The sequence below is a fragment of the Streptococcus oralis subsp. tigurinus genome (genome assembly GCF_002093575.1).
Taxonomy (GTDB): domain Bacteria; phylum Bacillota; class Bacilli; order Lactobacillales; family Streptococcaceae; genus Streptococcus; species Streptococcus oralis_CH.
The window spans coordinates 150,679-171,344 of record NZ_LNVH01000001.1 but is presented as its reverse complement, the minus strand read 5'-3'; the positions used below and the strand labels follow the sequence as shown (position 1 = coordinate 171,344).

Below are 20,666 nucleotides of genomic sequence, written 5' to 3'. Positions count from 1 at the left end.
GTCAATATTTTTTGTTTTATTTTGTTCATTTTTTTGTAATTTTTGTTTTGTTTCAATAATATAATCAATATCAAACATTTCTGTTTTAAAATCTAAAAAAAAGAAGGCTCAAGCCTTCTTCTCTTTCCTTACTCAATAGTAGATAAAATCTCTTCTAACTTATGGTAATCTTTTACACTATCAATTTCATAAATGCTATTGTCTTCTAATTCTTCAACATAGACATCTAATTCTTTGATATTATCCTTGACCATGTTGTCCCAGTAGAGATCAACAAATTCACCACTTTCGTAAGCTTTGTCAATAAAGCCAACAATCTTCTCAGCAGTTGGTGCATCCCAGAATGAAACTCCGCTCAGAATGCGACCAGCTTTGCTGTCAACAATAATGTCTTGGACCTTGTAGTCATCACCGTAAACCAAGAACCACTCGTTCGTACAGTCTTCACGATAAACGCTAAAATAGGTAGAACGTTTAAGATCGTTTCGAAACATATTTTTGAAAAGATAGTTATCTGCATCGATGACGTAGCTGTTAGCCAAATCTTCTTTTACTAGATAAAGTGAGTAAAAGTTATTGTAATCAGCATACTTGTCGTTAAAGACTAAACGGACACCATATTTTTCTTTTAGGTATTCAAATTGTTCTTTGAGGTAACCGACAACGATGATAATCTCATCAATTCCTCTCTCTTTCAAAAACTCGATTTGGTATTCTACCAAGGGTTTTTGATTAACCTTAACCAAAGCTTTTGGTGTATTTTCAGTCATAGGGCGCAGACGAGTTCCTAATCCCGCTGCTAAAATAATCGCTTTCACATGAATCTCCTTTATTCTTTAATAATAATATAAACACCAGCCATAACAATAAGTGAAGTGATAATTGTCAGCATATCTAGCGGTGCACCTAAGAAAATAGCTGCAAATAAGACAGTCCAAACTACATAGCTCACATTCAAACCTGTTGCTTTCGCAGGTTGCAAACGATTAATAGCGATATAATAAGCTAAGTAGGAAATCATATCAAAGGCCGCAAAGACAATCAAGAGGCCGAATAATTGCCCATCTGCCACTTCTGCAAATGAATGGTGAGAAAAGAGTACAATCACAAGATAGGACAAGAATGAGGTTACTTGTCGGATTAGCAAGGCTTCAATTTCACTTAATTCACTTTCCATAGCATAGGAGCTGAGAACACTTTCGCTCCCCCAGGCAATGGCACAGATAAGGGCACAAAGAATCCCAATGTAAAACGAGTTAACCTGTTCAACCTTGTAGGTTTGAGCAATGATCGCTGCAATAATCAAGAAAACACCAAATACTGTATTCTTTGAAACCTTGTGTTTCAAAATGAAGAAGGCGAGCAAAACTGAAATTGCTGGGTAAATAGCCGATACAGATGAAGCTAGAGAACTACCGATATATTTAACCGCATAAAGATTGGCCTGCATACCTATAGGTCCTGCTAGCAAAGCACCGATAATTACACTTACATTTCGAATATTTAAGAAAATCGAGAGGCGAACTTTTCCTTCTTTTACCAAAAGAAAAGCTAACAAGATAAAGATACTCAAGAAATCATGAGCAGCAGCCACCACAAAAGGTGAAAGATTGGTAAAAATTGAAAAGATATAAGCACTAATCGTTAGACCTAATCCCCAGAAGATACCAGAGAGCAGACCAAAGGAAACACCATTTTTATTCTTCATCCTAACCTCCATAATAAGTCAAACCTTCGACAGCTCTTTGGTAACGGTTGATACCATAATCTCCAAAGTCAGCTCCTTGAGCTTCTTTATACACTGTCCACAAACTCCAGATAGTATCTTGCAAGATTTTATAGATACGAATCTTCTCACGTGATACAGGCGTTTTATCACTTTCATAGTAGGAAAGGAAATCATCTTCCTCTTGCTTTGTAAATTCAGACTCTAAGAAAAGAGCTGCCAAATCCCACATCGGGTCATTCATAGAAGAGTACTCCCAGTCAATCAAATACAATCGACCTTGCGGTGACTCGATAAAGTTTTCTGGTACCAAATCGATATGACAGGATTTTCTATCAACACCCAAATCAGCCAATCTCTTTTCTAGTGAAAACACATCTTTTCTTACAGCTTCATAATTTTCATAAGGGACAGCTCCTTCAATCAAGGATTCATATTTTCTGATTTCCTCAAAAGGAGCAAACTCTCCTCTCAATTTTTTCCCTGAAGCGTGGATGGTTTGTAAAATTGGTGCAATCTTTTCAAACTTGGACTTAATTGATGTTGAATCAAGAGTTACTGCTGATTCGATGTACTCATTTACTTTAATCCCTGACTCAATATCAAAAAGATAATTTTTGACATCTAAATCTAAATCCTCTAAAAGTTCAAGATTGTACTTTTCATTTTGACGATTGATGAGTTTTTCAGTCCCTTTACCAAAAAATTTCACAATATACTGTTTGTTGGTTGTTTTAACCAAATAGTTTTGATTGGTCATGCCTCCCAGCTGTTCAACACTGAGTACTTCCTCTTCATCAGATAGTAAAGAAGAAATTTTTTCTTTGATGAGTTTCTCCACAATTAACCTCCCTCTTCTACACTTCCCACTTAAATACTGTTTTGAAAGCAGTATTTAGGTCTGTAGCAAAGACACGGTGAATGTCCTTGATTTCTCTCACAGGCTCTTCAACATAAAGGATATTCTTCAGACGATTCGCAAACTTTTTAACTTCCATCATTTGAATGGCCTTCTCAAAATCGACGCGTCCTGAACGAGATGAGCCTACTAATAACAATCCTTTTTCCAAAGCATCTCGTGTATTGATATTAACCTTGTATTCGCTCACTCCCATCATGAGAATCGTTCCCTGTGGACGAATATAGCGAATCAAGTCATTGATAGCTGGGCCTGTACCATCACCACCGCAACACTCAAATCCATGATCAAAGGTCAAATCCTCTGGGATATTATCCGTGATATAGCACTCTTTTGCAAAAGAGAAGAGCTCCAATTTTTCCCAATGGCGACCAATGACGATAATCTCTGCTTCTGGCAAGGTGTAATTGATAATATTTGCAACCACAAAGGCCAAACTACCATCTCCGATAACAGCGATTCGCTCTCGCTTGCTATGAGCAAGATGCAGGAATCGAGCCATGGCATGCATGCCAACACTTACAAACTCGGTGATGGCAGCAACTGTGTCCTCAATGTCATTATAAGACACAACACGATCTTTTGGAAGAGAGACAAATTCTCGCATAAAGCCATCGTAACCACTAGATAGGAAGTAGGTCCCTGTCATGTAGTTCTCGTAGAATTCCTTGTCACTCTGCATAGGCGGTTGATTTGGAATCATAACGACCTTTTGACCGACTTCATAAGTCCCAGTTGGATCTGAAATAACAGTTCCACAAGACTCGTGAATCATAGCCATAGGAAGCTTTTTAGCCAATATCTTTGGATCGCGTTTCCCTTGATAGTAACGTTGATCTGCATGACAAACCGCCATATAATTTGGACGAATCAGGATATGATTCTCTTGATCAATGTCCTCTTCTTGGTATTTTACATTGATAAACTTTGGTTTTGTCAGTTGATAAATTTGATTAATCATAGCCTTAGTCTTTCTCAATCATGCTTTTCGCGATTTTCAAGTCTGTTACAGTTGTGATTTTAAGGTTTGAATATTCCCCTTTAGCTAGAGCAACGTCTTTCCCTTTGATAACAAAAATCTTACATGCATCCGTCAGGATTTCCTTTTCTTGGTCAGATAGAGAACCATACAAATCCATGAAATCCTTGCAGCGGAATGTCTGAGGTGTTTGACCTTGATAGAGGTGAGCACGATTTGGAATATCCGTGATAAATTGGCCATTAGTGCTTTCAACAATAGTGTCAACCGCTTCTACTACTGTATCAACTGCATCATGATCTTGAGCAAGCTTGATGTTGTCCTGAATCATGCGAAGTGTGATAAAAGGACGAACAGAGTCATGCGTAATCACGATATCTTCTGGAGTGATTGGACGATAGGCATCAATAGCTTCTATAATCTTCTCGATACTGGTATTGCGATCAGCACCACCCTTAGTAATGATGATGCGATCCTTGTGAAGAGAAAGATACTTGTCAACCAAGTCCTCAGCATGAGATACCCAATCTCCATGAACTCCAACTACAATTTTTTCAATACTTGGTTCTAAGACAAATTTTTCAATTGTGTGGATCAAAATAGGTCGATCACCCAACTCCAAGAATTGTTTTGGTAAATTACTGATTCCCATGCGTGTGCCAGTTCCTCCGGCTAGGATTCCTGCATAGATCATTTATATTCTCCTTTAGTTTATTCTAAAAAACTCATTACCATCTATTATATCACAATATATGCCTATCATGAAGAAAAGATAAAGAGCCACTATATGAATCGGCTCATTATTTAGGATGAAAAATGAACAATATTCAACAAAATCTGAAAAATCATAACAAATTAAGAAATAAATTTAGGTTATTCTCTATCCCCCTTATTCAACGTTCGGTTAATATAGAGTTCTTTAGAATATAATAGAAACCTTAAAGAAAACTTAAACATATTTTTTGAAATACAAGAAAAAGCTAGGAAAATTATGGCATCCATTTTTGTAAATTTAAGAAAGCAATCTCTACGATGTTTTAAACTATTGTTAGACTTTTGCTCCTAAAATTGGTAAAATAAAAAAGAAAATAATAGAAAAAGGAAACTATAAACCGCTATGATGAACATGCAGAACATGATGCGCCAAGCACAAAAACTTCAAAAACAAATGGAACAAAGTCAAGCAGAACTCGCTGCCATGGAATTTGTTGGAAAATCAGCTCAGGATCTTGTCCAAGCAACTCTGACTGGAGACAAAAAAGTTGTCAGCATTGACTTCAACCCAGCAGTTGTAGATCCAGAAGATCTCGAAACCCTTTCTGACATGACTGTGCAAGCGATTAACGCTGCACTTGAACAAATTGATGAAACGACTAAGAAGAAACTCGGTGCTTTCGCTGGAAAATTGCCTTTCTAATCCACAAAAAAAGAGAAACATCTGTTTCTCTTTTTTTCTTAGAAATCAAAGAATTCCATTGCTTTCTTTAAGAGTAATTCCGTGTATTCCGGATCATCTTGAGCCATTGTGACTTGTGACTGGACCATTTCAAGATCATCCGTTATTATGCCATCTGCTCCAAGTCTGACTGCCTTATCAAAGGACTCAGAACTATTCACAGTCCAAACATATAGTTTCTGATCTGTTGTCCAGAGCTTGTTGACAAAGTATTCATCCAAAGTTGAATACTCCATGGTATAGCCAGTCGCCTCGGTTCTCGGAAACACACTATTATATGGCAGAATGAAGTACACTGGAATTTCAGAATCATAAGCCAAGACCTTATCAATCACATGATAGTCTAGTGACTGCATCTGGTGGCCATATTTCTTGATAGTCGCTCCATACTTTTCGAGAAAATGGTCCATCATTTGTGGACTATCTTTTTTACTGGTTTTAATCTCAATCAGCAATTTTTGGTTTAAAGCATTTGCGCGTTCTAAATAATCATCAAAACTTGAAATCTTTGTTTGATAGCCATTCTCGTAAATATCTGTATTTGTTAATTCATCCAGAGTTAAGTCTTGCGGTGTAGCATTAATTCTTGCTAGCGATTTAAGGTTAGCGTCGTGCATCACCACGAACTGACCGTCTTTCGTTTCTTGCACATCCATCTCGACGAGGTCTGGTTTTAGTTGGGCTGTCTTTTCTAAAGACTGTACCGTATTTTGAACACCATTTTTATTACTTACTCCTCTGTGTGAAATCACTAAAGGTGTATTGGTATCCGGAGACTCCAGATAGATATAACCTTCTAAAGCAAAAAAGATACTTGCACACCCCATGACTCCCCACCTCATCAGATGGTCTTTCTTTCGCCTTGGCATGATCTCCAACTCTTCTCCTGTCAGGAAGGAAACAAACTTCACTAGGAAATAAGTCAGGGTCATGTAATGGAGGTTTTTAATCAAGATAAAATTAATCACACCAAGAATCAAGGATTCTTTTTGAGTAAAGTTATCCATTACCGCCTGAGCAAAGAGCAAGGGAATTAACAAAACAAAAAAGAAGAGATAGGTTTTAATGATAATGAGTAGAAGATGCCAAGAGAAGAAAAGGACGTTTTTCTTCGTCTTTTGGAGACTATATTTCACACTTTCTCTTACTGTCTTTCTTTCAAAGAGAATCTTAGGAAGGGCAAACATGAAGCGAACAGAAATGTAGAGAAAGATCCAAGCAGATGCTATGATCAACAGCCCTACCAGCCAGTTCTTATCTTCTAGATATGTAACGATAAAATCGGGGATAATAATCTTGTTGAGATAGTAGATTTTTAAAATTTTCCTAATAAAAGGAAAAAGTAGAGCTACATAAAAGAAGACAAAGGCCATCTTACAAAAGCTCAATCGTTTGACAAATAGAAAGCTCTGGTGAAAGACTTTTCGACTATATTCAATCAGGGTTCTCTTTTCATGGTAGAGAAGGTGACGCGCCCCGATAAACAAAAGACAGATTTGAAAATAAGCCACTAAAAGATTGATTGCTATTAAAATGAGAAAGGCTAAACTGACAAAGGGTGAGCCTTGTATAATCGCCCAAAAGTTATTGTAGGAGATAAACAAGTAACCTGTTTGTCTTAGAAGTATGCCAGCTATCCATGAATTCAATGGCAACCAAACAAACTCTACCATCATGAAAATCAAGAAAAATAGAAATAAAATCTTATCTAGGTTATAGTATATCTTCCTAAAACCTAGCTTTTTAGGTTTTTCAGGTTTCATAAGCACTCCTAGTCTAAAAATTGGGATAAATCTAAGCCACCGAAAGGATTATTCATCGAAAAACTACTCTGGTCTTCTATTAATAGCTTTCCTTCATCCGATTCCAGAAAGGCTTCGTAAACACGCGCCGTCATGCGGGCGTCCTCTAAACTATTATGAGACTTCCCGTGAAAGCCTAAAAAATTCGCTACAGTTTGTAATTTAAGATTGGCTATGCCGTGTAAGTCAGAACTACGCCGTTCAAAAGCCTCATCATATAGATCAACCTTATACTGGTCACGATAGTCCAAGCCATGCTCCAAGAGAATAGGCAGATCACTTTTGGACGCATTGTATCCAACCATAGGTAAATTACCAACAAAAATCTGAAAATCCCTTAAAACTTGTTCCACCATTGGCGCATCTTTCAAGGTTTCAGCTGTGATTCCAGTCAAGCCATTGATAAAACTCTTCAAAGGCGCTGTAGTATGAACATAAGAATCAAATGCACCTATTTCTTGACCATTTTGAAAGCGAACTGCTGATACTTGAATCAAATGGGTAACCCCTTCGTATTGATTGAACTCCAAATCAAAGGCAATATAATCTCTTAATTTTTCCATCTTTTACCTCAGTTCCGACTCAATTTAAACCATAAATAATAAAAGAAGCTATCAGGTTAGTGAATAACCCAAACAGCTTCTTTATTTTCCTCCAAATAAGCGAGCAAAAAAGCCTTTTTTGGTAGCTTGAACTTCTTCTTTTGCTTGGTCCAACTCTAGTTTCAAACTTTCTTGATCCTTCATAGCTTGAAGAGTTAATTGTTGCTGTTGGTCCAATTGTTTGTCCTTTTCAGCAATCTGTCGATCTTTAACACGCATCTGTTCATCTTTTTCTGCCAACTGCTGGTCTTTGGCCTTGAGCTGCTCATATAAACGAAGAATTTCAGCGTTTTTCTCATCGACTAAGATTTCCATCAGTTCGCGTTGTTTGACATCATCACTGACTGGTTCATCTTCAAAAATCGTTTTTTTATAGATTTCTTCTAGCTTAATCAAGCCACTTCGAGTAACTACAGTTACACCTTTGTCATTTTTTTTCGTGTCCTCTTCTGGAAGTTCTTTGACACGATTGTTGATTGCTTGACGAGAGAGTCCTAAGACCTCTGCAATCTCACTGACGGTCATTTCAATACTCATAATATCCTCTGAAACGTTTTCTAGCTTTTCTTTACTTAAATCTTATCATAAGCTAGATAAACTGTCAAATTTCCGCTTAATCCATAGCCTTTAAAAAGGCCAGTAAAACTTGGGCAGAACGACGTCCAGCTTCAATGATAAACTCATCAAAAGAGATAGAAGCTTCGTGATTGGCATTGTCGCTCATGGCACGAATGACTAGGAAAGGTAGGCCAAGAGCCTGAGCCGCCTGTGCAATCGCTGCCCCTTCCATTTCAACTGCTAAAACATCTGGAAAGTGGGATTTGATACTAGCAATCTTATCCTTCCCAGCTATAAAACTGTCCCCTGTAGCAATCAAGCCTAGGTGCCAGGTCTGTTCTAATTGAGATAAATTCTCTTTAATCCTAGCGATAAAGTTCTTATAGGATTCAAAGTAAAGAGGTTGACCAGCCATTTGACCATAAGCATAGCCAAAAGCAGTTACATCCACATCATGGTAAGCCAATTTATCCGCAATCACTACATCTCCAACGGCAATCCCTTCTGCAACTGCACCTGCTGATCCTGTATTGATAACGGCATCCACTTGGAAATGGTCAGCTAACACCGCTACACTCATAGCTGACATGACCTTTCCAATCCCACTCTGAACTAGGACAACTTCTGTCTTGCCAACAGTACCAGTGTAGTAAGTATTTCCGAGGACTTGGACTTCTTGTGCTCCATCTAAATTCTGAGTCAAGTATAGGAGCTCTTCTGGCATTGCTGCAATGATTCCAATTTTCATTTTATTTCCTTTTCTATTACAAAAGTTTCATCGCCAACACAAGTAAAATCAAGAGAAGGATGACTGTAAATAAGATTCTGTTTAGTTTCGAGTTAAAAACATTTCTCTTGGTATTCTCAATGCGACGGCTCTTATGAATCGTTGGCTCTACTTCGATTGTTAAAGTATCTTGAATAGAATTATAGTCTCTAGAACGTGAATAACCAAAGTTTTGTGAAGAAGTTGATAAAATTTTAGTTTCCTCGTCATCTTGAAGAGGTGGCCCAGAGATTTTCTCCCCACGATTGGCACGTTCGATTATTTCATTTGTTAACAAAGGTTTTCCCATGGGCTACTCCTCTATTTCTCTTGCAATTCCCAGTACTGGATTGCCATAATCGTCTTGGCATCACAGATATGGCCAGACCGAATTAAGTTTTTTGCTTCCTCAAGGCTGACCTCTAGAACTTCCAAGGTTTCATCATCATCTTGCGGACGAGGATTTTCCACCTTAGTTAAATCTCTTGCGAGGTAGAGTTTTAATTTTTCATTACAAAAACCAATAGCAGAGTAGAAATCATATAGAAGCTCTAACTTACCCGTATAGGCAACTTCCTCCTCCAATTCACGAAGAGCCGCCGACATGGGATCTGCATTTTCACCAATTTCCAGTTTACCAGCAGGAATTTCATAAGAGATAGCTTCAATAGCTTTTCGGTATTGCTTAACAAGGACGATTTTATCCTCAGCTGTCACAGCTAGAACACATACGCCTCCATTGTGAAAAATCAAATCACGTTGGGCCGTTCCCTTCCCTTCGGGTAGTTCCACCTGATCTTGCACTAGCTTAAAAATAGGACCTTGATAGATTTCCTTCCGGCTAATCGTTTTTTCTTCAAATTCCATGATAGACTCCTACTGATTCTTAGGATGATGAGGCAAACGTAGTGCATATTCATCTTTATTAACTTGACGTCCACGTCCAATAGCAATGGCGTCAGCTGGAACATCTTTTGTAATCGTTGAACCAGCTCCAACTAGTGAATTATCACCAAGTTCCACTGGAGCAATGATAGTTGAGTTTGATCCAACAAAGACATTATTGCCAATGACAGTCTTGTACTTATTCTTCCCGTCGTAGTTAACTGTAATCGTGCCTGCGCCAAAGTTAACATGGCTACCTACCTCACAGTTTCCGATATAGGTCAAATGACCTGCCTTGGTATTTTCACCGATTGAAGATCCTTTTACTTCAACAAAGTTTCCAATGTGAACTTGGGAAGCTAGACTTGAGCCTGGACGAATATGAGCATACGGACCGACTGTCACACCATCTGCAACTGTACTTTCCTCAATCATGGAATTCGTAATCACAGCTCCAGCTCCGATATCGCTATCCACGATATAAGTTCCATTTGTTAAAACAGTTTCCGCCCCAATCTTCGTTTGACCTTTCAAGGTAACATTGGCTTCGATTTGGACTTCAGGAGCAATCTCAACATCAACATCGATGTAAGTTGCTTCTGGATTGACAAAGCTGACACCATTAACCATATGCTTTTGGTTGATACGGCGACGCATCACTGCTTCCGCAGTCGCAAGAGCCACACGGTCATTTACCCCAAGACTTTCATCAAAATCCTTGAGAGTATAGGCGCCAACCTTCTCACCCGCATTACGGAAAATACCAATCACATCAGTAATATAGTATTCACCTTGGGCATTGTTGGTGTTGATGTTTTTAAGGGCCTCAAAAAGACGTTCATTGTCAAATACGTAAGTTCCAGTATTGATTTCCTTGATTTGCTTTTCAAAGTCTGTGGCATCTTTCTGCTCCACAATACGAAGAACTTCAGCGTTATCGTTACGGACGATACGACCATATCCAAAAGGATCTGCTGCTTCAGCCGTTAAAATAGTCGCCACATTTTTGTGATTGATATGGAAATCCAAGAGGTTTTTCAAGCTTTCACCTGTAATCAGAGGAGTATCCCCAGCGATAACCAAGGTGTGGCCAGAGCGGTTTTGGAGAATGGGTTCTGCCATCATGACAGCATGCCCAGTTCCTAGTTGTTCCGATTGGGTGACAAAGTCTGTCTGTCCAGCCAAGACTTGCTCAACTAACTCCGCCTTGTGTCCCACAACAGTGACTGTTTTTTCAGGTTGAATAGCACCAACACTACGAAAAACATGTTCCAACATCGAAATTCCTGCTACCTTATGAAGTACCTTTGGAAGATCTGATTTCATGCGAGTACCTTTACCCGCTGCTAAAATAATGGCATAATTTGACACACTATTCTCTTTTCTGTAAAAATTCCCTTATATTATACCATAATTTACTTCCTTAGAGTAAACAAACAGAGAAATAGGGGAAAACATGCTAGTTCATTCATCTTTTCAACGTTTTCTTTGATTTTTTTATCTATTTACGTTAAACTAATTAGATATGAGAAAAGAGATTCATCCAGCTATTATTTTTAGTCTATTCACCATTGTTATAGCTATTTTAATCTTTAATAAACCAGCTTATGAAGACCATTCGGTCAAATCAAAAAGCAACACTGTCCAAGTTGAAAACCAGGCCTTGCATAATCTTGATAAACCCATTATTGACATTTCTGGTTGGCAAAGACCGGAGGAGATAAACTACGATATTTTATCTCAAAATATTTCTGGAGCTATTGTTCGCGTGCACAGTGGTACTCAACACACGGAAGCAAATGATGCAGCCTTTATCAACGGGGTTGATAAATCCTATAAAAATCACATTTCAGAATTTCAAAAGCGCAATGTCCCCGTAGCCGTTTATGCTTATCTAACTGGTACGAACAAAGAAGAAATGGAAAAAGCTGCTGAAGTCTTCTACAATTCTGCTTCTCCATATAATCCTAGTTATTACTGGCTTGACGTTGAGGAAAAAACAATGGCCGATATGAATGACGGAGTCGAAGCTTTTCGGGCTAAACTTGAATCGCTGGGCGCTAAAAATATTGGGATTTACATTGGTGTTTATTTCATGCAAGAACATAGCATCAATACGAAGAATTTCTCGGCCGTCTGGATTCCTTCTTATGGGACAGACTCAGGCTACTTTGAGGCCACACCCAATACTGATTTAGACTATGACCTCCATCAGTATACTTCTAAAGGAAAAATTGCAGGATTTGAACATCACCTAGACATCAATCTCATTTCTACTGATAAGGAAAAAGAAGAAACCTTCAGAAAGCTATTTTTAAGACCATAAAGCAAGTGAAAATCGCAACTTTTTCACTTGCTTTTTCATTTTTTTGCCGTCTGTGTTATAATTGATAAGACAGAGAAAGAAATTTATGAAATTGAGGAGTCTAATATGTTTTCATGGATTGCAAGAGTTATTAAAGGAATCGTCATCGCCTTAGGATTTATCCTACCTGGAATTTCTGGTGGTGTTCTGGCAGCGATTTTGGGAATCTACGAGCGAATGATTGGCTTTCTTGCTCATCCCTTTAAGGATTTTAAAGAGAATGTCCTATACTTTATCCCAGTAGCTATTGGGATGTTGCTAGGCATTGGTTTGTTTTCTTATCCAATCGAGTATTTGCTAGAAAATTACCAAGTCTATGTTTTATGGAGTTTTGCTGGAGCTATCATCGGTACAGTTCCTAGCCTCCTTAGAGAATCTACTCGAGAATCTGATCGTGACAAGGTTGACCTAGTCTGGTTCTGGACTACCTTTATCCTTTCAGGTCTAGGGCTCTACGCGCTAAACTTTGTTGTTGGTTCTCTCAGCGCCAGTTTCGCTAGTTTCATCTTGGCAGGTGTTCTTTTAGCTCTAGGTGTCTTGGTGCCTGGTTTAAGTCCATCAAATCTACTCTTAATTTTAGGACTGTACGCTCCGATGCTAACTGGCTTTAAGACCTTTGATTTATTTGGTACCTTCCTTCCTATCGGGATTGGTGCAGGAGCAACTCTTATTATCTTTTCAAAATTAATGGACCATGCCTTGAACAACTACCACTCCCGTGTTTATCACTTTATTATTGGGATTGTGCTATCAAGCACCCTCTTGATTTTGATTCCAAATGCTGGAAGTGCTGAAAGTATCCAATACACTGGACTTTCCATCGTGAGCTATGTTCTCATCGCCTTCTTCTTTGCACTTGGCATTTGGCTTGGTATCTGGATGAGTCAATTGGAGGATAAGTATAAATAATGGCAAAAAAAGTAAAAATTAAAAAAACTCTTGTCGAGCAAATCTTAACCAAAGCAGGAATTGAGCACACAGGGATTCAAATCAATGCGCTTGAGGGAGAACTTCCTTCGGAATATGATCGAACACATATCTTTAAAACCTTGGCTCTGCTAGGGGACAAGACAGGCCCAATTATCGGAATCGTTCCCATAACAGAACACCTCGCTGAGAAAAAACTAGCAAAGGTTTCTGGTAATAAAAAAGTGAGTATGATTCCACAAAAAGACCTAGAAAAAACGACAGGCTATATTCATGGGGCAAATAACCCCGTCGGCATTCGCCAAAAACACAACTATCCTATTTTTATTGATAAAACAGCTTTAGATTTAGACAAAATAATCGTCTCTGCTGGGGAAGTCGGGCATAGTATCATTATTGCTCCACAAGACTTGGCTAGCTTTGTGAAAGCAGATTTTGCAGATATCTTGGAGGAAAACAACTGATGAAACTCTATTTTGTGCGTCATGGCCGAACTATCTGGAATCTTGAAGGACGTTTCCAAGGTGCCGGAGGGGACTCACCTCTTCTTCCTGAGTCTATTGATACCTTAAAGGCGCTCGGTCAATATCTCAGCAATATCCCTTTCGATGAGATTTATTCAAGTGATTTACCAAGAGCGGTCAAATCTGCTGAAATTATCCAAAGTCAACTCCAGATACAATGTCCTTTAAAGGCTATTCCTGACCTGCGTGAATGGCATCTCGGAAAACTAGAGGGATTAAAAATTGCAACATTAGAGGCCATCTACCCACAACAAATCAAGGCTTTTCGTACAAACTTAGCTAAGTTCGATACAAGAATGTTTGAAGCGGAATCCCTCTACTCTACAACTCAACGCACCATTCAATTTATCAAATCTCTGAAGGGGAGTCAGGCTAAGAGAGTTCTAATTGTTGGTCATGGTGCAAATCTCACTGCTAGTCTTCGTACCCTTCTAGGTTATAAAGAGCCCCTTCTTCGAAAAGATGGTGGTTTAGCCAATGCTAGTCTAACAGTTTTAGAAACCAAGGATTTTGAAACCTTCACTCTGGAAATGTGGAATGACACTTCCTATCAAGGAAAATAATGGAACTTGATCTTAATGGTCAAGTTCTTTTTAGTTTTCAAAGAATATCCGTGAATTTCTTGACTATTTATGATAAAATGGGAGTACCGCAAAAAGACTCATCGTATCAAATTTTGAGTAAAATTAGGAGGATTTCATGTCTACAGAACATATGGAAGAACTAAATGACCAGCAGATCGTTCGCCGTGAAAAAATGGCTGCGCTTCGTGAACAAGGAATTGATCCTTTCGGTAAACGTTTTGAACGTACTGCTAACTCTCAAGAACTAAAAGACAAATTTGCAGAACTCGATAAAGAACAATTACATGAATTAAACGAAACTGCTACTATCGCTGGACGTTTAGTTAGTAAACGTGGTAAAGGTAAAGTCGGCTTCGCCCATCTTCAAGACCGAGAAGGTCAAATCCAAATCTACGTTCGTAAAGATGAAGTCGGTGAAGAAAACTACGAAATCTTCAAAAAGGCTGACCTCGGTGACTTCCTCGGTGTCGAAGGTGAAGTCATGCGTACAGATATGGGTGAACTCTCTATCAAGGCAACTCACATCACACACTTGTCTAAAGCACTTCGCCCGCTTCCAGAGAAATTCCACGGTTTGACAGACGTTGAAACCATCTATCGTAAACGTTACCTAGACTTGATTTCTAATCGTGAAAGCTTTGAACGTTTTGTCACTCGTTCAAAAATCATCTCTGAAATCCGTCGTTACCTTGATCAAAAAGGTTTCCTTGAAGTAGAAACACCTGTTCTTCATAATGAAGCTGGTGGTGCTGCTGCTCGTCCATTTATCACGCACCACAATGCACAGAACATTGACATGGTACTTCGTATCGCAACTGAGCTTCACTTAAAACGCCTCATCGTTGGTGGTATGGAACGTGTTTACGAGATTGGGCGTATCTTCCGTAACGAGGGAATGGACGCCACTCATAACCCTGAGTTCACTTCTATCGAGGTTTACCAAGCTTATGCAGACTTCCAAGACATCATGGACTTGACTGAAGGCATTATCCAACATGCTGCTAAAGCTGTTAAAGGTGACGGCCCAGTCAACTACCAAGGAACTGAAATCAAAATCAACGAACCATTTAAACGTGTTCACATGGTGGATGCTATCAAAGAAATTACTGGTGTAGATTTCTGGCAAGACATGACTTTCGAAGAAGCTAAAGCTATCGCTGCTGAGAAGAAAGTTCCAGTTGAGAAACACTACACTGAAGTTGGTCACATCATCAATGCTTTCTTTGAAGAATTTGTCGAAGAAACCTTGATTCAACCAACCTTTGTCTACGGTCATCCAGTAGCTGTCTCTCCACTCGCTAAGAAAAACCCTGAAGACGAACGCTTTACTGACCGCTTTGAGCTCTTCATTATGACCAAGGAATACGGTAACGCCTTTACTGAGTTGAACGACCCAATCGACCAGCTTAGCCGTTTCGAATCCCAAGCTAAAGCCAAAGAACTTGGTGATGATGAGGCAACAGGTATCGACTACGACTACATCGAGGCTCTTGAATACGGTATGCCACCAACAGGTGGTTTGGGTATCGGTATCGACCGTCTTTGCATGCTCCTCACTGATACAACCACTATCCGTGATGTATTGCTCTTCCCAACAATGAAATAATACTCTTCGAAAATCTCTTCAAACTACGTCAGCGTTGCCTTGCCGTAGATATATGTTCCTGACTTTGTCAGTCTTATCTACAACCTCAAAACAGTGTTTTGAGCAGCCTGCGGCTAGCTTCCTAGTTTGCTCTTTGATTTTCATTGAGTATAAACCCCTATCCTCTGGTACTTGCCAGAGGATTTTTCGATGCAAAAAGAGACTGAGGAAAAACTCAATCTCTTTTCTTATTCTTGATTTTTAACTTGACTGGTGGCTACATCTTCCCCAAACCATTTCTGGCTGATTTCCTGGAATTTTCCTTCTTGGTATAGTGATATAAAAGCCTGATTCAGAGCAGCTAGCAAAGTTTTATCAGCAGGTCTAACACCAACTGCAAAAGCTTCACTTTCAAATCCAGCTGAAAAGACATTGTAGTCATTTAATATTCCTTCAGACTGGAGATAATAATTGGCATATACCCGGTCAATCAACAAGGCATCAATCCGGTCATTTTTCAAATCAATTAAGGCTTCATTAAAACTTTGGTATTGATTGGCCTTCTGATCTTTTACTCGATTCTTGAGTAGTTCGGGTTGTCCTTCAAAATTCAAATAGCCAGAAGATCCAGCCTGGGCCCCTAAAAATTTGTCAGTCATATCCTGAACTGAGTAGATATTTTGAGACTTTTTAGAGACCAAAACTTGTTGATTTTCCATGTAAGGAATGGTAAAGGCAACCTTCTCTTTCCGTTCATCTGTAGCTGTATAGCCATTCCAGATGGCATCAATAGTACCATTTTGTAATTCAGTTTCTTTCATATCCCAGTCGATGGGTTGAAATTTAATCTGAATTCCTAGCTTTTCAGAGGCAGCTTGGGCTAGGTCAATATCAAAGCCCGCGTACTGGCCATTCTTTTCCTCAAATCCCATGGGAACAAAGGTATTGTCAAAGCCAATGGTAATGCTACCCTGCTTTTGATATTTGGCCCAATTATCCTGATTTGGATCACTTGCCTTCTGAGTACAAGCCGTCAGGAAGAAGCTAAAGAACAGAGCAAGTACAAGGGCAATTCTCTTTCTCTTCATAGGCACCTCCTACTCCTACTTTGGATCAACCTTAAGGATCTGATCAGCAATATTTTCCGCAAACTGAAGATCGTGGGTCACAACAATCTGAGTCATCCCACGCTCTTTATTTTGAAGGATAAGTTTTTCTACTTCTAATCGCAATTCTGGGTCTAAGGCTGATGTAGGTTCATCATATCCAATAATTTCTGGGTTTATCATCATAGCGCGCGCTAAGGCCACCCGCTGTTTTTGCCCACCTGAAAGTGAGAATGGAAAGGCATCTGCATGTCCTGCTAACCCAAGTTGCTCTAACAAACCACGCGCCTTCTTCTCAGCAACTTCCTTCTCCATACTCATCGTTTTTATGGGCGACAGAGTTAAGTTATCTAGAACTGACAAATGTGGAAAGAGTTGAAAATCTTGGAAAACAAATCCCAGAAGATTGCGCTTTTCTAGTTCGTCTATAGCTAGCGATTCGCCGTTATAGTAGATTTCCCCAGAATCGATGGTTTCCAGTCCAGCCAGCATACGTAATAGGGTTGTCTTTCCACCTCCTGATGGACCTACGATTGCGAGGATTTGCTTTTCAGGAATTGATAGGCTGAAATTGGTTAAGATTTGTTTGCCACCAAAGGCCTTGTTGATGTTTCGTAATTCTAACATAGCAATCCTCCTATCTGTAATAACTGTACTTCTTCTCAAGCTTTTTCGCTACAATGGTTACAAGACCAATCATGATTAGATAAATTGCTCCAGCTAAAAACATAGGCACAAGACTGGCATCTCGATTAGCTGCAGTCCGACTAGCCAAAATCAAATCTGAAATCCCCAAAGCATAGACCAAAGAAGTATCCTTGACCAGACTCATAATTTCATTAAAGACACTCGGTAAGACAATCTTTGTAACCTGAGGAAGAATGACATAGCGAACTGTATCAAAGGAGCTAAATTTTAACACTTTTGCAGCCTCATATTGACCTTTAGGAATGGTTTCGATCCCACCACGAAAGATTTCTGCAAAGTAGGCTGCATAGTTCAATACAAAAGCGATCACAGCAGCAGGCAAACGATCTAAACGTATCCCAATGCTAGGAAGAACATAGTAAATAAAGATTAATTGCAAGAGCAAAGGAGTCCCTCGCATTACCCAAATATAAAGGTCAATGAGATAATGGAGGGGTTTCCAACGGACTTTCAAAGCAAAGGCAACGACAATACCTAAGGGAATTGAAAAAATTAAAACCAGAGCAAAGACCTGAAGTGTCATACTTGCACCGTTTAACAAACTTGGTAATATCTCAAACATATAAGACATACTGCACCTCCTAAAAATAATTGTTCCTATTATAGCATAAATAAACAATTTAGCAAGAGTAATTGTAAAAAAATTCTATTTCTTCCAAAAAAACGTATCTGACAAATTGACGGATACGTTTTTAGAGAGATAACTTTTAAAGTGTTTCTAAGAGTTCTTGCATCTGAACATCATCTGGAACGAGTTTTAAATAGGCTTCAGCTTGTACCTTTGCTTCTTCAAAATATCCCAATTCACGCAAAAGATAAGTATACTGCTCCAAAAACTCGGGATTATCCTTGAGGTCAGGCGATAGTTCCTGATAGAGCTCATGGGCCTTATCTAAATCCTCGATTTCCTGGTAAGAGCGTGCAATCATCCACTTGGTCAAAAGATTTTCAGGTTCTTGACTTTGGAGAGCGATGATATCTTCATACCGCTCTTGTTCCATATAAATGGTTGCGAGGCGAAGAAAAATTTCTTCTGTATCCTCTGCATCTTCTTTAGCAGTAAGGAGAAACTGCTCTGCAGCACTAGGATCATGCAATTCATACGAAAACTGAGAAGCAGCTAGTAAGAGCCGAGTTTCAAATGGATTTTTCTCCAAACCTTGTTTAACGATACGAAGGGCCTCTTCCACCTGATGTTCCTTATGCAAGGCTTGACTATAACCATATTCATATCCTTCAAAATCAGGTGAAATGGTATCAATCTGCTTAAAGTAAAGAACAGATTTTTGATACTCTTCTTGGTCAAAGTAAAGACTAGCCAGTTCAAAGGCAGTTTGGTCATCGTATTCTAATTCTAAAGCTTTTTCTAAGAATTCAGTTGCAGCTTCAAACTTACCTAACTGGGCATAAGCGTAGCCAATTCGCTGATAGGTTGAGACACCCGTTTGCTCATAGATAGAGCGATTGTCTAATTGAGCATAGCCCTGAATAGCTTCCTGATAATTTCCTAGCTCGCTATCCAACTCAGCCAAACCAAAAAATAATAAGGCATCATCTGAGTAATTTAGGGCTTCCAGTAACTTTTCACGCGCTACATCTGTCAATCCTTCCAATTGATAGAGGTCAGCCTTCAAGGCCAGGGCCGATACGTACCAGTCACTTTCAGGTGTGATTTCCCCAAGGTAAGCAAAAGCTTCCTCAACATTGCCATCCTCACTAGCAATGCTTGCTAAGTTCAGATTCACTTCTGGAAATTCTGTAACGATTTTTTGGTAAATTTCTTTTGCTTGAGGATAAAAGCCAATTCCCTCTAGATAACTTGCTAGTTCATAAAGAACTTCGCTTGAATCCGTTTCGAGGGCTTTGTGAAAAAACTGATCCGCTTTGGTTAAATCCTGTTCATCCAAAGCCTGGAGCATGCGTTGACTATTGTTCACTCTTGATTTCCTCCCCTTCTTCTTCTTCATACAGACCGCTGACTTTTTTATACCAGTTAAAGATAGCTGAGATAACGACCTTGGCAGAAGCATAGACAGGAATTCCCAGCAAGACTCCCCAAATACCAAACATAGATCCTGAAGTTAGGAGAACAAAGAGGACATTGATGGGATGAATGTTTAGCTGACTACCTAAAATAAGCGGAGAAACGAAGCGACCTTCAATCGTTTGTTCAACAATAAAGACAATAATTACTTTTAAAAGCATGACAGGCCCTGCAATCAAACCCAAAACCAGAGCAGGCAACATCGCTAGAAAACTACCTAGGTAAGGTACTAGATTGAGGATACCAGCCGTAATACCAAGAGTCACAGCATATCTGAGACCAATAATCTTAAAGAAGATAATAAACATAATTGCCACGATAATAGCAACTGTAACCTGTCCTCTAACATAGTTTGACAACTGTTTATTAACATCTGACAAAACTTGTCCGACAGGTTCTTTTAACTTGTTTGGGATGAATTTAGTCAGGTAATCTCGCAAGCCTTTCCCATCTCTCAAAAGATAAAAGAGCATGAAGGGTACGATAATAACCGCTACAATGACCTGGGAAACGCTACTGATAAAGGCGCTAACCCAGTTAACAGCTTGAGAAGAGATTTTGCTGGCCCACATGGTCGCCTCACTAGAAACATTGGAAAGAACCTGCTCCAACTGTGGTCTAAAATCATCTGGCAAGCGTTTGGTTACAAGGTCATTGATCACCTTATCAGCATCTTCCAGGTATGTCGGCACATTCTTCGCAAAATTTAAGACTTGACGTTGCAGATTAGGAATTGCGACTGCCAATCCCCAAATGATAAAGAGTCCGATAATGACAAAAACAATACTAATGGCAAGAACACGATTGATCTTGTGCTTCTCCATCCAGTCCACAATCGGATTGAGGAGGTAATAAAGTAAACCAGATAAAATAACTGGCAACATGACAACTCCTAGAAAATCCAAAACTGGTAAAAAGATAAAACTAATCTTACTTAGAATAAAAATGTTTAGCCCCAGTAACAAGGTTACTAAAAATACAGTGATGGCTTTATTATCTAAAAACCACTTAAAAAACCAAGATAGGCTAAAATGTTTCTCTTTATGTTCCATAAATACATCCTTTCTGTCATTCTCTCATTATACCATTTTTAGACTAAAATAACTCTTTTTTAAAGTGCTTACATGGAT

The 20,666-nt window shown here is 39.0% G+C and carries 23 protein-coding genes; 6 read left to right on the top strand and 17 right to left on the bottom strand.

The window, feature by feature from the left end; genetic code table 11:
• Positions 1 to 128 precede the first annotated feature (128 nt).
• The 5 genes from ATE37_RS00880 to ATE37_RS00860 are packed head-to-tail and all read right to left on the bottom strand — an operon-like array spanning position 129 to position 4,318.
• A complete protein-coding gene (locus ATE37_RS00880; RefSeq protein WP_084867184.1) occupies positions 129 to 818 on the bottom strand; it encodes a sugar phosphate nucleotidyltransferase in 690 nt (229 codons plus the stop codon).
• 11 nt (positions 819 to 829) lie between these two features.
• Positions 830 to 1,708 carry a DMT family transporter gene (locus ATE37_RS00875; RefSeq protein WP_000791835.1) on the bottom strand — a complete coding sequence of 293 codons (879 nt, stop codon included), beginning with the start codon at positions 1,706 to 1,708 and terminating at the stop codon, positions 830 to 832.
• A 1-nt stretch (position 1,709) separates the two neighbouring features.
• Positions 1,710 to 2,567 carry a phosphotransferase family protein gene (locus ATE37_RS00870; protein ID WP_084867182.1) on the bottom strand — a complete coding sequence of 286 codons (858 nt, stop codon included), beginning with the start codon at positions 2,565 to 2,567 and terminating at the stop codon, positions 1,710 to 1,712.
• Positions 2,568 to 2,583: 16 nt separating this feature from the next.
• Positions 2,584 to 3,606, bottom strand: a complete 1,023-nt coding sequence (locus ATE37_RS00865) for a ribitol-5-phosphate dehydrogenase (protein WP_084867180.1) — start codon at positions 3,604 to 3,606, stop codon at positions 2,584 to 2,586.
• A gap of 4 nt (positions 3,607 to 3,610) precedes the next feature.
• A complete protein-coding gene (locus tag ATE37_RS00860; RefSeq protein ID WP_084867179.1) occupies positions 3,611 to 4,318 on the bottom strand; it encodes an IspD/TarI family cytidylyltransferase in 708 nt (235 codons plus the stop codon).
• A 423-nt stretch (positions 4,319 to 4,741) separates the two neighbouring features.
• On the opposite strand from ATE37_RS00860, the gene ATE37_RS00855 reads away from it, so the two are divergent.
• Positions 4,742 to 5,041: a YbaB/EbfC family nucleoid-associated protein gene (locus ATE37_RS00855; RefSeq protein WP_000981516.1), complete on the top strand. Its 300-nt coding sequence runs from the start codon at positions 4,742 to 4,744 to the stop codon at positions 5,039 to 5,041.
• Positions 5,042 to 5,079: 38 nt separating this feature from the next.
• Here ATE37_RS00855 and ATE37_RS00850 read toward each other — a convergent pair whose 3' ends face one another.
• The 7 genes from ATE37_RS00850 to glmU form a co-directional block, all read right to left on the bottom strand.
• The gene (locus ATE37_RS00850; RefSeq protein ID WP_084867177.1) at positions 5,080 to 6,843 is read right to left on the bottom strand and encodes a glycerophosphoryl diester phosphodiesterase membrane domain-containing protein; all 1,764 of its coding nucleotides are present in this window, start codon (positions 6,841 to 6,843) and stop codon (positions 5,080 to 5,082) included.
• 8 nt (positions 6,844 to 6,851) lie between these two features.
• The gene (locus ATE37_RS00845) at positions 6,852 to 7,445 is read right to left on the bottom strand and encodes a 3'-5' exonuclease (RefSeq protein ID WP_084867176.1); all 594 of its coding nucleotides are present in this window, start codon (positions 7,443 to 7,445) and stop codon (positions 6,852 to 6,854) included.
• 81 nt (positions 7,446 to 7,526) lie between these two features.
• Complete coding sequence (gene rocS / locus ATE37_RS00840; protein WP_000021249.1) at positions 7,527 to 8,021, bottom strand: chromosome segregation protein RocS; 495 nt, start codon at positions 8,019 to 8,021, stop codon at positions 7,527 to 7,529.
• Between the two features lie 76 nt (positions 8,022 to 8,097).
• Entirely contained in the window at positions 8,098 to 8,790 is a 693-nt protein-coding gene (locus ATE37_RS00835) for a 5'-methylthioadenosine/adenosylhomocysteine nucleosidase (protein WP_084867174.1), read from the bottom strand.
• A 16-nt stretch (positions 8,791 to 8,806) separates the two neighbouring features.
• Positions 8,807 to 9,118 (bottom strand): cell wall synthase accessory phosphoprotein MacP, encoded by a 312-nt coding sequence (gene macP, locus ATE37_RS00830; RefSeq protein ID WP_084867172.1) that lies wholly within the window; start codon positions 9,116 to 9,118, stop codon positions 8,807 to 8,809.
• Positions 9,119 to 9,129: 11 nt separating this feature from the next.
• On the bottom strand, positions 9,130 to 9,675 hold the full coding sequence (locus tag ATE37_RS00825) for an NUDIX hydrolase (RefSeq protein WP_084867170.1): 546 nt from the start codon (positions 9,673 to 9,675) through the stop codon (positions 9,130 to 9,132).
• Positions 9,676 to 9,684: 9 nt separating this feature from the next.
• The gene (gene glmU, locus ATE37_RS00820) at positions 9,685 to 11,064 is read right to left on the bottom strand and encodes a bifunctional UDP-N-acetylglucosamine diphosphorylase/glucosamine-1-phosphate N-acetyltransferase GlmU (RefSeq protein WP_045617040.1); all 1,380 of its coding nucleotides are present in this window, start codon (positions 11,062 to 11,064) and stop codon (positions 9,685 to 9,687) included.
• A 154-nt stretch (positions 11,065 to 11,218) separates the two neighbouring features.
• Between glmU and ATE37_RS00815 the strand changes: the two genes are divergently transcribed.
• From ATE37_RS00815 to lysS, 5 genes are all read left to right on the top strand, one after another.
• Positions 11,219 to 12,019, top strand: coding sequence for a glycoside hydrolase family 25 protein (locus ATE37_RS00815; protein WP_084867168.1), 801 nt, complete (start codon positions 11,219 to 11,221; stop codon positions 12,017 to 12,019).
• 27 nt (positions 12,020 to 12,046) lie between these two features.
• Positions 12,047 to 12,967 (top strand): DUF368 domain-containing protein, encoded by a 921-nt coding sequence (locus ATE37_RS00810; RefSeq protein WP_487042808.1) that lies wholly within the window; start codon positions 12,047 to 12,049, stop codon positions 12,965 to 12,967.
• Positions 12,967 to 13,449 carry an aminoacyl-tRNA deacylase gene (locus tag ATE37_RS00805; protein WP_084867166.1) on the top strand — a complete coding sequence of 161 codons (483 nt, stop codon included), beginning with the start codon at positions 12,967 to 12,969 and terminating at the stop codon, positions 13,447 to 13,449. Before ATE37_RS00810 ends, ATE37_RS00805 begins: the two co-directional genes overlap by 1 nt.
• Positions 13,449 to 14,072 (top strand): histidine phosphatase family protein, encoded by a 624-nt coding sequence (locus tag ATE37_RS00800; RefSeq protein WP_084867164.1) that lies wholly within the window; start codon positions 13,449 to 13,451, stop codon positions 14,070 to 14,072. The genes ATE37_RS00805 and ATE37_RS00800 overlap by 1 nt, the downstream gene beginning before the upstream one ends.
• 136 nt (positions 14,073 to 14,208) lie before the next feature.
• The gene (gene lysS / locus ATE37_RS00795; RefSeq protein WP_084867162.1) at positions 14,209 to 15,699 is read left to right on the top strand and encodes a lysine--tRNA ligase; all 1,491 of its coding nucleotides are present in this window, start codon (positions 14,209 to 14,211) and stop codon (positions 15,697 to 15,699) included.
• A 227-nt stretch (positions 15,700 to 15,926) separates the two neighbouring features.
• On the opposite strand, the gene ATE37_RS00785 is transcribed toward lysS, so the two are convergent.
• From ATE37_RS00785 to ATE37_RS00765, 5 genes are all read right to left on the bottom strand, one after another.
• Complete coding sequence (locus ATE37_RS00785) at positions 15,927 to 16,766, bottom strand: amino acid ABC transporter substrate-binding protein (protein WP_084867161.1); 840 nt, start codon at positions 16,764 to 16,766, stop codon at positions 15,927 to 15,929.
• 15 nt (positions 16,767 to 16,781) lie between these two features.
• The gene (locus tag ATE37_RS00780) at positions 16,782 to 17,411 is read right to left on the bottom strand and encodes an amino acid ABC transporter ATP-binding protein (RefSeq protein WP_000891744.1); all 630 of its coding nucleotides are present in this window, start codon (positions 17,409 to 17,411) and stop codon (positions 16,782 to 16,784) included.
• Positions 17,412 to 17,421: 10 nt separating this feature from the next.
• Positions 17,422 to 18,063 carry an amino acid ABC transporter permease gene (locus ATE37_RS00775; protein WP_084867159.1) on the bottom strand — a complete coding sequence of 214 codons (642 nt, stop codon included), beginning with the start codon at positions 18,061 to 18,063 and terminating at the stop codon, positions 17,422 to 17,424.
• A gap of 136 nt (positions 18,064 to 18,199) precedes the next feature.
• Positions 18,200 to 19,429: a tetratricopeptide repeat protein gene (locus tag ATE37_RS00770; RefSeq protein WP_180382742.1), complete on the bottom strand. Its 1,230-nt coding sequence runs from the start codon at positions 19,427 to 19,429 to the stop codon at positions 18,200 to 18,202.
• Complete coding sequence (locus tag ATE37_RS00765; RefSeq protein ID WP_084867157.1) at positions 19,419 to 20,588, bottom strand: AI-2E family transporter; 1,170 nt, start codon at positions 20,586 to 20,588, stop codon at positions 19,419 to 19,421. Before ATE37_RS00765 ends, ATE37_RS00770 begins: the two co-directional genes overlap by 11 nt.
• Positions 20,589 to 20,666 lie beyond the last annotated feature (78 nt).